The organism is Paenibacillus sp. FSL R7-0189, from assembly GCF_037969925.1.
Taxonomy (GTDB): domain Bacteria; phylum Bacillota; class Bacilli; order Paenibacillales; family Paenibacillaceae; genus Paenibacillus_AQ; species Paenibacillus_AQ odorifer.
In genome coordinates, this window is record NZ_CP150223.1 from 1,797,888 (window position 1) to 1,811,483 (window position 13,596).

The window sequence follows — 13,596 nt, forward strand, 5'->3', positions numbered from 1 at the left end:
TAGCCCAATTTATCAAGTATAATTCTGGGTTACCTTATTCAGATAAGTACTAGGGTGTAGCCAAGGATGCTTAAAGAACTCACTTTTACTGGTAATCTTCCGCGAGACACTCAGGTCATAATCGATCATAGACTTTATCTGCTCTGCAAAGGCCTCCCCTTTTACCAGCATTCCCAGCTCAAAATCGTGGCAGGCACTTCTTTCGTTGATATTATATGAACCATGAAAAACGGCTTGTGATCTATGATCATAGGTAATTTTCCAATGGGAAAATCGACCGGTGGCACTGTAGTCATAGAAGGAAACACCGTTAATAAACGGCATATACATATTGCCTCTTACCGCCGCGCGATTTGTAGGATGATCATTGACCTCCAGCGGGTTGCAAATGTTCAAATTACACGAGCATTCCGGACCAAGCAGCCCGAGCCGATCCCAAAAATCCTGATCAATCAAATAAGGATTCACGATGATAGTCTCTTCAGCCGCGTAAGTAATTAAATCCAGATAATATTGTTGAATCAGGTTAACCGGGTTACCTGGAAAGCTTGCTAACAGCGTACATTCTTCCTCACCAAAATGATAATCTACATCAGGATAATAAAAGACATCATTCACATCAAAATGATCTCCGCCTAGTAGCAGCCAGCGAGAATAGAACATCGCATTCAAAGGCTGCGCTGCAGCGCCGCGAATCCGGAAGCAGCCATCATGCCACTCAGCCTCTTTACTAGGAATCCCCTGTGGATGTCCGTCTATACTCATTGCAGAGGACGCCTGAACTGGGGTCTCATACGTATATTGGTCACCAATGTTTACACTGCCTATAATCGAGGTTACCCCATCTATGACCATAAACTTCCGATGATCGATGACATTCAGTCCTGTAACCTCAACATCCTCTTGCACTTTATCCTGCAGAAACAGGATACTTCCCGGCACTCCCTCTTGCTCCAGCGCCTTTCGTTTCACCCGCCATTCAATGGCTGTATAATACGAATTGAAGGTATTCAGCAGCTTGGCGCCTGCATTCTCAAGCTGATCAGCAATCTTGGAGAACTGGCCGTACTCCAGATTATTTCCGTACCCCAAAGCCGTCAATGTGTAATTGACCATAACCCTTACCTTAACGCCACGCTTAAGAGCATAAAACAGTTCATCTGCAACCAGATTCCCCGAACGATCATTAAAAAAAAGCATGACAGACAGGTGGATATAATGCTGCGCTTTTCTGATCTCCTCTAATATCATTCCTAGACACTCTGGACCATTCACGTAAGGTGTTACTTGATTATTCCACGTAGTCTGCGGAGCCAGAACCTTTAGCTTACCTGAGTCTAGTCTGCCCAATACTTCAGTAAGTTGTTCCAGTAAGCTTGGACTAAATCCAGGAAGTTGGAATAGCTGCTGACTTGTCGTAATGACCCCGCCAAGCGTCTGACGATAGGCTCTGGCAGCCTCTAGGTCTATCCCCTCAAGCTTACGCTCCACCTCTTCTCCTGCTACACCCATAATACGGGCAAGCGATCCGCCGGATAGATAATAATTCAAGAAATCAATCATATTTCTCTGTGTCTTCATATGTAAAGTCCCCCATCGTTTATATTGCATGCCTTTGAATCAAGGTAAGGATAGATACCCTAGATCTCCTTTTTATAAACGGGGTGAAATGCAAAACAGGGATGCCCCACAGCCTTTATGGCTATGGATCATCCCTGTTTAGGTTTAAACAGAATTCGCTAAGAATGGAGACAGCTTATTTTACCTGTTCTGCGCTAAATACTTTAACATCTAGAGGAGCAGCCAAGAATTCGCCAGCTTTAGCTGAGAAAGCAGTGAAATGAGCGCTCGTATTGTGGCTGGATACTGCTTCAGCATCATGCCATTGCTCAATCATAATAAATGAGTTGGCTTCTCCAGCATTCTCATATAGCTCATAAGAAAGGTTACCCTCTTCAGCATGAGTAGCAGCCAGTAATGCTTTAGACTCCGTCAAAAACTGTTCACGACGCTCTGGATTAACTTTAAGTACAGCATGAATAATGATCATTGTATATTCCTCCTAAGATTAGTGTTTATGGTAGCGCGTTGGCTTACTAACTTTATAATTATTTCCACTCAGCAACTTTATCGATAGGCAGACGAACAGATGGGTAACCTGCATCAACAGCTTTACCAATGGAGAGTAGCATTACAGGAACATAACGATCTTTTTCCATACCAAACGCTTCAGCGATTTGGTCTTTTTCAAATCCACCAATTGGGTTTGTATCGTAACCATGTGCACGAGCAACCAGCATCAGCTGCATAGCAACAAGTGCGCCATCGATAAGCACGGTGTCTCTGTTAATTTCCCGTGGCAGGTTAGCGAAATGAGCGGATAATCTGGTTAATTGATTTTCTTTTACTTCAGCAGGCATAAGTCCACGTTCAACAGCAGTACCGTAAATTTCTTCAGCATAATCGAAGTTGTTCAGATCACCAAAGATGGCAATCATAGCTGCAGAAGTCTCTACTTGTACGTTATTAAAACGAGCGAGAGGCGCTAAAGTAGCTTTAGCTTCGTCACTTTCAATGACCAGAAAACGCCAAGGCTGCATGTTCACTGAAGATGGAGCAAGTGTAGCTTCGGTAAGGATCTGTGTCATTTCTTCTTTGCTGATTTTAACGGATGGATCATATTTGCGGATAGAGCGGCGTCCTGTAATAATTTCTTGAAAATCATTTGTTTGTGTAGCGTTCATATGTGTAATTCTCCTTTGAGTGTGTGATTTGTAAGTTACAACAGAATGATATTAGATTGCAGACGATTAAGCATATCAATGAGCACTGCTCGCTCCTGATCGTTAAAACCTGTTAGCAAAGTAGCGATAAACCGCCTTTTCTCTTCGCTATATTTAACCATTCTTTCCCGACCTTGATCGGTTAATGAGACCAATGTGACCCTGTTATCGGCTGGGTTATTGCGGCGGGCGATCATGCCACTCTCTTCCAATCCCTTCAGATGACGTGTGACGGCTGCCCCATCAATCTCCATTTCCTTTTGCAGACTGATTTGGCTGACTTCGTCTACCCGAAACAGTTCGTGCAGGAGGCGAAGCCGTGTGGGACTAATCCCGGCACAACGTTCGAATTTTGGAGAGATTCCTTTGTTTAAAGCCTGCAGCAGTTCAAATATATGCTCTTCCTCAGGACAGTGCTCCGTCAAAATATGCCTCCTTTCTAAATTTAATTGCATGCAATTGTTTTGTACAAAATTATACTAACGCATAATCATTGACCCGTCAACTAATATATCAAATCATTTTTAAAAAATCAACATTGCTTATCCTTATCCGGTGCTATACGCTTGAACAAAAGAGGAGGATACCTATGAGAATATCCCTGATTCAGCTGGATATAGCATTTGGCAATCCCGCTATGAATTATGCTGCTGTTGCCCAGAAAATAAATGAAGCTGCTTCCGCAGCCCCTGATTGTCTGATTCTCCCTGAGCTATGGACCACTGGCTATGATCTGACTCGCTTAGAAGATATTGGCGATCTAGAAGGAGAAATTACCAAGGAATTCATCTCCAGCTTGGCTAAACAATACAGCATCAATATCATCGCCGGTTCAGTGGCTAGCCGTAATGATGCTGGGGTCACCAATCGTATGTATGTATTTAATCGATCAGGTGAGCTTGTTGGACAATACAGCAAGCTGCATTTGTTCCAGCTGATGGAGGAGCATTTGTATCTCCAACCGGGAGAAACTAAAGGACTCTTCACATTGGACGGCATCTTATGTGCAGGGCTAATCTGTTACGATATCCGTTTTCCGGAGTGGGTTCGCGCCCATACCGCACAAGGGGCGGAAATCCTGTTCGTCTGCGCTGAATGGCCACTGCCCAGGTTGTCCCACTGGCGGGCGCTGTTGATCAGCCGGGCCATCGAGAATCAATGTTATGTTGTAGCCTGCAACCGTGCAGGCAGCGATCCAGCCAATATCTTTGCTGGGCATTCTATGATTATTGATCCTTGGGGAGATATTGTGTGTGAAGCTTCTGAAGAGGAAGAAATTCTAACTGGAGATATCGATTTACATCAGGTGCGTGAGATTAGGAAACAAATTCCGATTTTTTCGGACAGACGTCCTGAGTTGTATAATTAAAAGAGCGTGATTGAATATTAAAAAAAGACGTTTCGTAGGCTGGCTCTAGCCAGCTTTCCATTACGTCCTTTTTTAACAGACTCCAACCCATGCTTAGCCCTCAGGAATACCGCTCGCGAAGCACCCGCGTTGCATCGAGCACACGTGGATCATCATAGTCCAAGCTGTATCCTGTCTCTTGCTGCAAAATGCCGGATGGTCTAAGAGACACTCCCCGGTGAATTAAAGCCTGAATAATTCCCTCCACAAACACTGTCGCCACTTCAGGTCCACCGAGTTCACCAAGTCCAGCAATCGTCTCTGGACGAACCCGTGGATAAGCTAATGAGGAGTCTCCTCCGGAGGCTTGCGCATAGAAATCGCGGATTTGTTCACCGCGTTCTTGTCCCGAGCCAGAAACTACAACAAATGCATGTACAAAATAAGCATTATTCTGCCTACGCTGAGCGATCCCACAAAACTTCCGACCATTAATGGCCAGATCGAAATCACCCGGGCAGTAAGAACCAACAATCTCACCAGCCTCAATTTGCGCCGCAGCCTGTGGATGACTTATAGCAACCGCTTCCGTGATCAAAGCAGCCAAGAGCTTAAAGTCATCATGAAAGTCCAGCTTTCCACGTCCTTTGGGCAGAACTAGAGAAACATTAACGATCCCTGAATCCAGAGGCACCGCAGCCCCGCCTGAATGCCTAACCGCCGTTCTAATCCCTTGCTCCTCAAGCATAAGCATCGCCTGAGCTGCACACGGTAGCTTACTGTCCCGAAGTCCAAGCGCCACACCACCAGAATGACTCCACAGATGTAAGCTAGGAGGTATAATGCCCGCTCCAACATCCCTGCATAAGGTTTCCTCAAAAGCGAATGGAACCAACATATCTTCTAGGCTCCCTGCTTCTGTATCTTTGCTCTCATCCTTTGCACTCAGATGTTGAAAGAGCCCCATTTCTGAAGGAAGTTTACTAACTATTGAATCATACTCACGAGTATCCACCAAAGCCCCTCTTTCCCGAATATGAGCCACGAGACCTGCTATTCTCTACCAGCTAAAGATCCAAGCCTATCCGTATAAATAATGATAGTAATATTGTAACCGATCTGTCTCTATGCTGTGAGTAGAGAATTGAAATGAGGTTATGATAACGCTATTCTTATAGTAAATGGACTTGCCCCAGAGCATAATAGGGGAAGCCCTAAATTCATGCTATCCCAAACGTTAAGGAGTGATGCTGCATGACAGGAGACAAGCTGACCAAAGAACGACAGCTAACCAAAACAAAGCAATGGGAACAAGCCCTTAACCACCTTTATATCAACTTTTGGGATTACAGCCATGACGCATTAAATAAATTCGCTGATGAAGATATCCACCAGGCAAGAGTGAACTGCCGTAAGCTGCTAAGTCTATTATCCATTCTTGATCCGCGGCACACTTCAGGCCTGTACCCTATTTTCAAAAAAGCGCAAAAGAGATTAGGTAAAGTGAGAGATGCAGATGTTCTAATAGAATCTTTTAAGAACAAGCGCAAGCAAGCGAAGGAGAACGGAGATTCTAAAACTGCAGACCTGTTAAAGGCAGTGATTGCTTACCAAAAGGACAAGCGCAAAACTTACCGCAAGAAGCTCACTAATGAGCTGCCTGAACTAATCAATGAAGGCCTCGAGGAAAAGTGGAAGACCTTCCTAAGCGAGCAGCTTGAAGCCCTAGTCGCAAAAAAGAATGTTAACGTTGTTATGCGTGAGCTTGAGATCGCTTATGAGCAGAAGAAAAAAACCTGTAAAGCTATTTTTCATGAAGACAATGCCGAATCTAAAGAAGCCTTCGACGCTTTGCACCAGCTAAGAATTGCCGCTAAGGAACTGCGCTATACCGCGAGTGCAGCCGATTTTGCGTTAAATCAGAAATTCCATGCGCATGAGGAGATCTATAAGGAGATTCAAGATCAACTTGGGCTGATTAACGACAAACGTCTGTGGCTAGAAACACTGAATGCTATTGGACGTGAAGAACTGGACATCGGTAAAAAAACATGGAATGCCTTCACATCTCAATTAAAGGATGAAGTGCTCGATGCACTGCATCAGAATGATGTCATTCCTATCCAGACACAAACGAAGTAGCTCCATACAACATTGCAAATAGCCCTTTCTATTCAGCCGATGTATCTGATGCACCATACTCTTCAATATTCAGTTTCACTTCATAGGTAATCGGAATCTCGCTAAAGGTTTCATCCCAGTTATCCTCTACGCTCCGCCATACGGCTGGATGTTGAATACGCAAAGCGTTGCCGAAACCTGCAACCTCTGTATGCAGCTCCTTCTGCATTTTTTTCACAGTGACCTGAAGCATGTCTACGACATGCTTCTCTAGCACTGCTTTATCCTCCTTTACAATGCCGTCATGTAACTTCTTCGCACTCTTAGCAAAAGCCTCACCATATCTCCCCGTAGATTCTATTTTCACATGAAAGGAGATCTTCCCATCCTTCACAATAGCCTTATACTTGCTACCCAGGGATTTGATTTCATAGGTAATGAGCTTATTGTTAGACGGGTCGTATGCTTTGAGAGCACCCCCCTCTCCCTTTCCAGTCAGCCAGACCATTCCTTCCAGCTCCGATGCATCAAAAAAACCAACGAGTTTTCCCGTTTTCCCTTTAATTACGCCTGCTCCATCCAGCTTTGTCTCCTTCTCTTTTTCTAAAGATATTACATTCTGCAACATGAAACTTCTTTTACCATGCAAAGGACCCGCTACTTTAGCTATTGAAACTGGCTCCCATATCCTCGTGCTCCGACTTCTATTCACAAAAATCCCCTCTAATACAAATGAAGGGGTTTGGCCCGGCAGCGCATTTTCCAATACATCTCTGGCTTTTCCCTTGCTGACATATAGTAGAACACTGGGACGAATATCGTTATCCCTGCTAAAGAAATCAATTAACTCAGAAAACTTAGTAGAGCGTGCAAGCTTCTCACCGATCACAATGACCTTAAGGTGATGTCCGATCGGAGTACGTCTAGTACGCAGTGAAAGTGCCCGTAATGCTTCAAACATCGAATCACTTACTTCACTCATGTTATAGTAATTTCTGGTTGAGGATGGGGAAGCCCCAGACTTCATACCTGACCCTCCTGAGCCTTGAGGAATCGTAAACTGATAGGTACTCATTATTTGGGCAGGCATGGGATTCCCCCCACCTCCTTGCTGAGTTGCCTCCTCATCCCCTGTCTCCTCCGCACTGTCCAGGGCAACACCAATCTCCATACTCAACTCCTCAACAGGTGTACTGCTCCAGCAACCGGTCAACAGAATACATAATATAAGAAATGTAATCGACACTCTCCACTTTTTCATGAAGCCGCCCTCCGGAAATGTGCGATGATTAACAGCGGCAATGGAATTAATCCAAATAAAACGATCATCCAATTCCCCACAACTGTCCCTAATGCAAACAGAGCATTCACATTTGGAGGCGTTCTGGAAACTACATAGGCTACTGGAAGTATAGCCAATAAGCAGCTATTAAATCGTTTATGAAATATTTGAGAAACTCCCAAAGCAGCAGCATAAATAGTGATGCAGAAGGTGCAGAAAATTTGCATAATCCAGATTACCAGCAGCAGCGATTCAAACCTCTCAAAAATAAGATAATTCACCTCAAAGCTTCTCACTAGATCAAGAAATGGCCAAGTTCTTGTGACCACTCCATCTATAGAAAACGCACCAATAGTCATTACAACGGCTAAAAGATAAAAGAACGTTGATATACATGATCCAGCAATAATTACCTTTACTGCTTTTTGTGGCTTATCCATAAAAGCAACAATGAACAGCATCGCTTCACCAGCAGTAAAAGTCAGAATGGTTGGCCTGATGCCCTTCCATACCGGTCCTAACCCATCTCCAAGAAAAGGCCGCAGATTATCGATATCAAAAACTTCAACACTAAGCAAACATACCCCAACAAAAACTGTCCATGCAATCGGAACAATCAACCTACACATGCTAGTTATGGCATTAAGCCCTCCTCTGCACAAATAGAAGGCTATCCAAATAAACACGGCAACAATAGCCCAAGGAGGGGTTCCCTCCAGCAGAAAAAAAGAGGTCACTTCCTGCACGGAACGTGCTTCAAAACTGGCTATGCACAGAAAATAAACAATCACTAATATAGAAAGAATCACTCCAAGTGGCTTGCCAATGATTTTCCCGCTAAATTGAAAGATGGTTTGACCTGGAAACCGTTGACTAAGCTTCACTATAATTAAACCTGTAAAAAAGGTAATCACTCCCCCTAAAAAAACGGAGATCCATACGTCTGGAGTCTCACTAGCCTCTACAATCGTCCGAGGAAGTGTAAGTATCCCTGCCGCAATAGTATAATTGGCTAATATGATCGTTGCTTGAACAGCAGTAATTCGGTCCTTAACCTCGGTACTCATAATTTCTTCCTCCTTTACCTAGACCCCTCACCCTTTGCGTCGGGGGTCCTTCGGCTTCAACAGCGTAGGGCGGCCTGTTAGAAATTGCAGTGGCATACGGAATATAAAATCTTTCCAATCCTTAATCTTATACGGTATGAACATGCCAAGATAGGGCATGCCAAAGCTTCTTAGCTTGATTAAATGGGCACTCAGGAAAAGGAAAAATAACACAACTCCATATAATCCAAAGACTGCTGCAGAAAACATAGCTACAAAACGGAGCGTGCGAAGTGTCATTCCAGCACTATACATAGGGATGGTGAAGGAAGAAATTGCTGTAACTGAAACAACGATGACTAGAATTGGACTCACAATTCCGGCTTCTACCGCGGCTTGACCGATGATTAGACCGCCAACAATCCCCATTGCAGGACCGATAGGTTTAGGCAGCCGGAGTCCAGCCTCCCGTAATATTTCGATGGAGGTCTCCATAATCAATGCTTCGATTAATACCGAAAAAGGTACACCTTGGCGGGAGCTGATGATTGAAATAGCCAACTTTGTTGGAATCAATCCTGGCTGAAAGGAGAGGAAGGAAATATATAGTGCCGGTGCAAACATTGATATCAATGCCGCGAGAAAACGCAGTAAGCGCACCAACGAACCCACCATCCACCGATCGTAATAATCCTCAGGTGATTGCAGCAGCATCCCGAAGGAAACTGGCATGATCAGGGCAAAGGGAGTGCCATCCAGTAAAATAGCTACTCTCCCTTCCAGTAGCGCTGCCATTACGCGGTCAGGTCTTTCCGTATTCTGAATCTGCTGGAATGGCGTGAAGCTATTATCTTCGATTAATTGCTCCACATAACCAGATTCTTGCACATCATCTATATCAATCGTCCTAATTCTTCGTTTGACTTCTTCGACAAGTTCATCATTCGCGATATCTTTGATATAAGTTAGAACCAAATCCTTCTTCATTCTCTTTCCTACAGTAAACGAAATCATCGCTAGCTCTGTGCTTTGCCCGTGCCTGCGCAGTAATGCTGTGTTGTCACTTAACGTCTCATTAAATCCGCTTCGTGATCCCCGCAAGACTGCCTCTGATTCAGGCTCCTCTATCCCTCTTGTGTTCCCCTTCGGGGTGCTGAGCACAATAGCCTCCGGTATCCCTTCCACTAGCAGCACTACAGAGCCGAACAACACCTTTTGAAGCGAGAGCTTCACATTATCCGTAAACTCAACTTCCGAAATAAGCACAATTTCATGAATGAGAATATCTTTTAGATCCTTTGCTTCCGGTATCGTATGGGGATCCTTAAAGACCTGATAAGCATCCATTAAAGGCTTCAGAATATTCCGATCCATTTTATCTTTATCCGTCAATCCATCTACAAATATAAGGGCCGCTTGCAGCTTTATACCTCCGATACGCAACTCCCGAAAACTCACATCATGCATATCTGTGCTCATCTCTTTAAATCGTTGCAAATCCTCCCGAAATTGACCGCTATAGCTTGCTCCTGTAGGACCTTCACTTAGATCAGCCGATCCATCTGGCTTAGCAACCTTTTTCGTGCCGCTAGTACCTATAGATGTTTCTCCGTAAGGAACACCCCCGCCTATGCTGCCGGCAGCTTTTTTTGCTCTAGTACTTATCGTATCTTCCTTTGCCCTAGCCCAACTCGTCGTACGAATTAGAATAAACGGAACGAAAAAGATCATAAAACCTTGGAAAATTACGCTCCATTTAGGAATTAGCTCTAAAATACTACCCCACACCCTCATCACCTCCTTTATAGCTGTGTTCGTATTTTTTACCGAAGATGGTTAATTCATGCACAAAAAGAAGACCCCACAATATGGAGTCTCCCTAATTTCATCTTTATATTTATTGCCTTATGCTTGGAGAACCTTGTTCAGTATGCCTTGGTAGGCTGCTTTCGGACGCAGACCGACCAGCTTTTCTATAGGCTGTCCCTCTTTATATACAATGACAGTAGGCATCCCCATAACACCAGCTTCCCCAGCAAGATCCGGAAGTTCATCACAATTCACCTTTACAATAGAAACATCGTCTCCATATTCCTGGTGAAGATCTTCCAGAAGAGGCAACAGCACCTTACAAGGGGGGCACCATGGCGCACCATAATCCACCAGCACGGTTCCTCCACCACGTATTTCTGCCCGCACCCAATCCGCGCTATCGGCATTTATAATTGACATTTGCCATTCCTCCTCATATTTTCCAGCACCAGCAGTACCTATTCCAAGTTCTCCAGTGTACACGCGCCCAACTTGCTCTCATCCTGCTCCTGCAAGATAGATGCCATTCGTTCTTCCAAATTCCTCTTGATCTGATTTAGCTCTACAAGCTGACGTTCAATATCCTCCAGTTTACTGCGGTATAGTGGCATCACTTCTGCGCAGAAGGCTTCTTTGTTCTTCAACACACAATGTAGAAAGCCCGCGATCTGCTCTGTCGACAGACCCAGGTTCAAATATAGTTTAATCGTTTCTACCGTCTCTACAGCAAGTAAAGAGTACTCCCGATATCCGTTGGCCTGACGGATCGGCGAGATTAATCCCTGACTCTCATAGTAACGAAGTGAACGGACGCTTACGCCCGTCAGTTTAGCAAGCTCACCTATTTTCATAGCATTCTCCCCGGGGTTCATGAGAATTGTTCTACACCAGTATAAACCCTGACACCAATGTTAGAGTCAACAAAAAAATCCAACCGCAGTTAACCCGCAGTTGGACTCGTGTTTTATGTTACAACAGGTATATCCGCTTATATCCTACAATAATCCCGCCGCCCAAAGTCCACCTCTACGAATCATCTGGCGAAAAGGCTCTACGGAAAATGACGGCAAATGATGACCAGGCATTAAATAAACAACCCGGCCTAGACCAAATTCATGGCACCAAGCCGCCTGCCTCATTGCCCCATCATGAGGATATTCCATAAGCACAGTTGTTTCGAAATAGGGATGCTGCTCAAAATAATAAGGCTCATCATCGATCACAAATTCTTCGATTCCCTGCATAATGGGATGCTCCCCTGCCGGTATGGACATCTGGAGCGAAGTGAATTCTGGATGATGAGTGAAATGAGCTCCCAGCATGGCGCCCAGCTCCTGATTACGCTGTAAGGAGATTCCGTTATGTACCACTAGTAATCCGCCACCATTAGCCACATAGGAGAGCAATGCGCTGCTTTGTTCCGCCGGTATTTTATCATCGGAGAATTCGGTATAGGAGATTACCAGCTTGTAGTCAGATAATGTTTCTTTATTAAGCAGCCCGTAATCTTCCGAGGAGATTACCTGTAGATCATTGGCCAGTATCTGCTCAATCTCTCGGTCTACACCCGCAAATGGATGATATTTAACCTCCGTATAACTTCCGAGTGCCAGTGCTTTTAGTATAGACATCCTATCATCGCCTTTCTTCGTGTACTTTTTTTGATTACGGGAAACCCCTCTACCAAGGCCATGTATTGCCATCCACATCAAGATAGGCCGGCTCATCCCCTAGATATTTTTTATACTCCATAACCTGACTTATAATCTGATCTGCGGACACATCAGGTGAAATATCCGCTTGCTCATTTTTTTCGCCATGCATATAAGTCTTCATCCAGCCGGGGTGAAACACCATCACTTGACCCCCAAGCGTCTTTAGATGATTGTGCATCAGGGAGGACTGCATATTCAGTGCCGCTTTAGACATGCAGTAGCCGTACATATTAATACGCTTATTTCTGCCAATGCTGCCCGCTTCCGAAGAAATATTAACAATTAATTTATCCTTACTTTGCAATAATAGACCCATAAGTGCATTGCTGACTCTCAACGCGCCTAGCGTATTCACATTATAAATCTCTGCCATGCCCTCATCATCCATATCCACCAGCATCGTAGCATCATCTGCGGAATGAATAATTCCGGCATTATTAATAAGAATATCAACATGCCCAGTTCTGCTGGCGATAGCCCTTGCTGCCTGCTTTACACTATCCTTACTACCAATATCGAGTGGAATAAGTTCCAGCTGTTCCGGATACTCTTCTTGAAGCGCTTTCAATTCATCTGCGTCTCTCATGTATTGTCCAGCAAATACTGAGAACTGTTTCTCTAAAAGAGAGTGTACAAGAGACAATCCAAGACCCCGATCAGCTCCAGTCACACATGCGACTCTGTTCATTCTTATCAACACTCCTACCTAGTAAGGATTATTGAAGCAAGTTGTCTTGCTTTCACCTTAGCATGCCGTCCCCTTTTTTTCAACGCGCTAAAATGAGGGTTTGGTCATCCTTGGATTAGCTGCTCCAGAATCCTTTTTGTTTTAAATTTAATATATGTTACAATCATGATTACAGGTTGTTAACAACACAATGGTTAGTAAAATAACGATCCCAGGAGGGTGATATCTATGTCTATTCAACAACTTCATACATTGGAAGATCTTAAGCAGTATGTGGCTAAACCTGGCAAAAAACTGCTGTTCAAACACAGCACTACCTGCCCGATTAGCGCCAAAGCTAATGAAGAATTCCAGGCTTATCTAAAGGATGCGGATACTGCAGCAGCAGTAGTTCTAGTCATCGAGGATCGTCCAGTTTCCAATCAAATTGCCGAGGATTTCGGGATTAAGCATGAATCTCCACAGCTCTTCCTGCTTGAGGATAATGAGGTTCGCTGGAACACTTCCCACTGGAAGATCACAAGAGATGCTATCAAAGAGGCTGTGAACCAATGAGCCAGCAAGTGATTGTTTATTCAACAGCAGGCTGCAGCGATTGTAATCTGGTCAAACAATATCTTACGGAGCAAGGTATCCCTTTTGAAGTAAGAGATGTTATGACTAGCACAGTCTATCAAGAGGAAGTCGAAAAGCTTGGTTTCATGGGTGTTCCTGTTACTGTAGCAGGGGATCATGCCACCAAAGGATTCAATCTTCCCGAGCTGAAAGCACTCATCGAAGCGGCCCAGTAATTCATCCGGT

The 13,596-nt window shown here is 44.4% G+C and carries 16 protein-coding genes; 4 read left to right on the forward strand and 12 right to left on the reverse strand.

Annotated features, from left to right (window positions below):
• Positions 1–12 precede the first annotated feature (12 nt).
• The 4 genes from MKY63_RS07665 to MKY63_RS07680 all read right to left on the reverse strand — a co-directional run bounded on the left by MKY63_RS07665 (position 13) and on the right by MKY63_RS07680 (position 3,208).
• On the reverse strand, positions 13–1,581 hold the full coding sequence (locus tag MKY63_RS07665) for a phospholipase D-like domain-containing protein (protein WP_339812334.1): 1,569 nt from the start codon (positions 1,579–1,581) through the stop codon (positions 13–15).
• A gap of 175 nt (positions 1,582–1,756) precedes the next feature.
• Complete coding sequence (locus MKY63_RS07670) at positions 1,757–2,050, reverse strand: putative quinol monooxygenase (protein WP_038568563.1); 294 nt, start codon at positions 2,048–2,050, stop codon at positions 1,757–1,759.
• A 58-nt stretch (positions 2,051–2,108) separates the two neighbouring features.
• Positions 2,109–2,744, reverse strand: a complete 636-nt coding sequence (locus MKY63_RS07675; RefSeq protein WP_076101373.1) for a nitroreductase family protein — start codon at positions 2,742–2,744, stop codon at positions 2,109–2,111.
• Between the two features lie 35 nt (positions 2,745–2,779).
• The gene (locus MKY63_RS07680; RefSeq protein WP_036676732.1) at positions 2,780–3,208 is read right to left on the reverse strand and encodes a MarR family winged helix-turn-helix transcriptional regulator; all 429 of its coding nucleotides are present in this window, start codon (positions 3,206–3,208) and stop codon (positions 2,780–2,782) included.
• Positions 3,209–3,366: 158 nt separating this feature from the next.
• Between MKY63_RS07680 and MKY63_RS07685 the strand changes: the two genes are divergently transcribed.
• Entirely contained in the window at positions 3,367–4,152 is a 786-nt protein-coding gene (locus tag MKY63_RS07685) for a carbon-nitrogen family hydrolase (protein ID WP_036676852.1), read from the forward strand.
• A gap of 100 nt (positions 4,153–4,252) precedes the next feature.
• Here the strand turns inward: MKY63_RS07685 and MKY63_RS07690 are convergent, their stop codons facing one another.
• Positions 4,253–5,146 (reverse strand): hypothetical protein, encoded by an 894-nt coding sequence (locus tag MKY63_RS07690; RefSeq protein ID WP_081384020.1) that lies wholly within the window; start codon positions 5,144–5,146, stop codon positions 4,253–4,255.
• A gap of 239 nt (positions 5,147–5,385) precedes the next feature.
• Between MKY63_RS07690 and MKY63_RS07695 the strand changes: the two genes are divergently transcribed.
• On the forward strand, positions 5,386–6,273 hold the full coding sequence (locus MKY63_RS07695; RefSeq protein ID WP_036676731.1) for a CHAD domain-containing protein: 888 nt from the start codon (positions 5,386–5,388) through the stop codon (positions 6,271–6,273).
• 28 nt (positions 6,274–6,301) lie between these two features.
• Here the strand turns inward: MKY63_RS07695 and MKY63_RS07700 are convergent, their stop codons facing one another.
• From MKY63_RS07700 to MKY63_RS07730, 7 genes are all read right to left on the reverse strand, one after another.
• Positions 6,302–7,513: a Ger(x)C family spore germination protein gene (locus MKY63_RS07700; RefSeq protein WP_036676729.1), complete on the reverse strand. Its 1,212-nt coding sequence runs from the start codon at positions 7,511–7,513 to the stop codon at positions 6,302–6,304.
• The gene (locus MKY63_RS07705; RefSeq protein ID WP_036676848.1) at positions 7,510–8,601 is read right to left on the reverse strand and encodes a GerAB/ArcD/ProY family transporter; all 1,092 of its coding nucleotides are present in this window, start codon (positions 8,599–8,601) and stop codon (positions 7,510–7,512) included. The genes MKY63_RS07700 and MKY63_RS07705 overlap by 4 nt, the downstream gene beginning before the upstream one ends.
• Before the next feature lie 27 nt (positions 8,602–8,628).
• Positions 8,629–10,374, reverse strand: a complete 1,746-nt coding sequence (locus MKY63_RS07710) for a spore germination protein (protein WP_076101368.1) — start codon at positions 10,372–10,374, stop codon at positions 8,629–8,631.
• Positions 10,375–10,485: 111 nt separating this feature from the next.
• Positions 10,486–10,812 carry a thioredoxin domain-containing protein gene (locus tag MKY63_RS07715; RefSeq protein WP_036676728.1) on the reverse strand — a complete coding sequence of 109 codons (327 nt, stop codon included), beginning with the start codon at positions 10,810–10,812 and terminating at the stop codon, positions 10,486–10,488.
• 38 nt (positions 10,813–10,850) lie between these two features.
• Positions 10,851–11,243, reverse strand: coding sequence for a MerR family transcriptional regulator (locus tag MKY63_RS07720; protein WP_036676727.1), 393 nt, complete (start codon positions 11,241–11,243; stop codon positions 10,851–10,853).
• Positions 11,244–11,387: 144 nt separating this feature from the next.
• The gene (locus MKY63_RS07725) at positions 11,388–12,023 is read right to left on the reverse strand and encodes a ThuA domain-containing protein (RefSeq protein WP_076101367.1); all 636 of its coding nucleotides are present in this window, start codon (positions 12,021–12,023) and stop codon (positions 11,388–11,390) included.
• 49 nt (positions 12,024–12,072) lie between these two features.
• On the reverse strand, positions 12,073–12,795 hold the full coding sequence (locus MKY63_RS07730; protein ID WP_036676722.1) for an SDR family NAD(P)-dependent oxidoreductase: 723 nt from the start codon (positions 12,793–12,795) through the stop codon (positions 12,073–12,075).
• A 228-nt stretch (positions 12,796–13,023) separates the two neighbouring features.
• On the opposite strand from MKY63_RS07730, the gene ytxJ reads away from it, so the two are divergent.
• Positions 13,024–13,350 carry a bacillithiol system redox-active protein YtxJ gene (ytxJ, locus tag MKY63_RS07735; protein ID WP_038568551.1) on the forward strand — a complete coding sequence of 109 codons (327 nt, stop codon included), beginning with the start codon at positions 13,024–13,026 and terminating at the stop codon, positions 13,348–13,350.
• On the forward strand, positions 13,347–13,586 hold the full coding sequence (locus MKY63_RS07740; protein WP_036676715.1) for a glutaredoxin family protein: 240 nt from the start codon (positions 13,347–13,349) through the stop codon (positions 13,584–13,586). The genes ytxJ and MKY63_RS07740 overlap by 4 nt, the downstream gene beginning before the upstream one ends.
• The last annotated feature ends 10 nt before the right edge of the window (positions 13,587–13,596 follow it).

Bases quoted from the DNA above. Each gene is read 5' to 3' on its own strand.
- MKY63_RS07740 (WP_036676715.1), top strand. From the start codon at position 13,347: ATGAGCCAGCAAGTGATTGTTTATTCAACAGCAGGCTGCAGCGATTGT.
- MKY63_RS07675 (WP_076101373.1), bottom strand. From the start codon at position 2,744: ATGAACGCTACACAAACAAATGATTTTCAAGAAATTATTACAGGACGC.
- MKY63_RS07710 (WP_076101368.1), bottom strand. From the start codon at position 10,374: ATGAGGGTGTGGGGTAGTATTTTAGAGCTAATTCCTAAATGGAGCGTA.
- MKY63_RS07715 (WP_036676728.1), bottom strand. From the start codon at position 10,812: ATGTCAATTATAAATGCCGATAGCGCGGATTGGGTGCGGGCAGAAATA.
- MKY63_RS07705 (WP_036676848.1), bottom strand. From the start codon at position 8,601: ATGAGTACCGAGGTTAAGGACCGAATTACTGCTGTTCAAGCAACGATC.
- MKY63_RS07730 (WP_036676722.1), bottom strand. From the start codon at position 12,795: ATGAACAGAGTCGCATGTGTGACTGGAGCTGATCGGGGTCTTGGATTG.
- MKY63_RS07665 (WP_339812334.1), bottom strand. From the start codon at position 1,581: ATGAAGACACAGAGAAATATGATTGATTTCTTGAATTATTATCTATCC.
- MKY63_RS07670 (WP_038568563.1), bottom strand. From the start codon at position 2,050: ATGATCATTATTCATGCTGTACTTAAAGTTAATCCAGAGCGTCGTGAA.
- MKY63_RS07720 (WP_036676727.1), bottom strand. From the start codon at position 11,243: ATGAAAATAGGTGAGCTTGCTAAACTGACGGGCGTAAGCGTCCGTTCA.
- ytxJ (WP_038568551.1), top strand. From the start codon at position 13,024: ATGTCTATTCAACAACTTCATACATTGGAAGATCTTAAGCAGTATGTG.
- MKY63_RS07700 (WP_036676729.1), bottom strand. From the start codon at position 7,513: ATGAAAAAGTGGAGAGTGTCGATTACATTTCTTATATTATGTATTCTG.
- MKY63_RS07725 (WP_076101367.1), bottom strand. From the start codon at position 12,023: ATGTCTATACTAAAAGCACTGGCACTCGGAAGTTATACGGAGGTTAAA.
- MKY63_RS07695 (WP_036676731.1), top strand. From the start codon at position 5,386: ATGACAGGAGACAAGCTGACCAAAGAACGACAGCTAACCAAAACAAAG.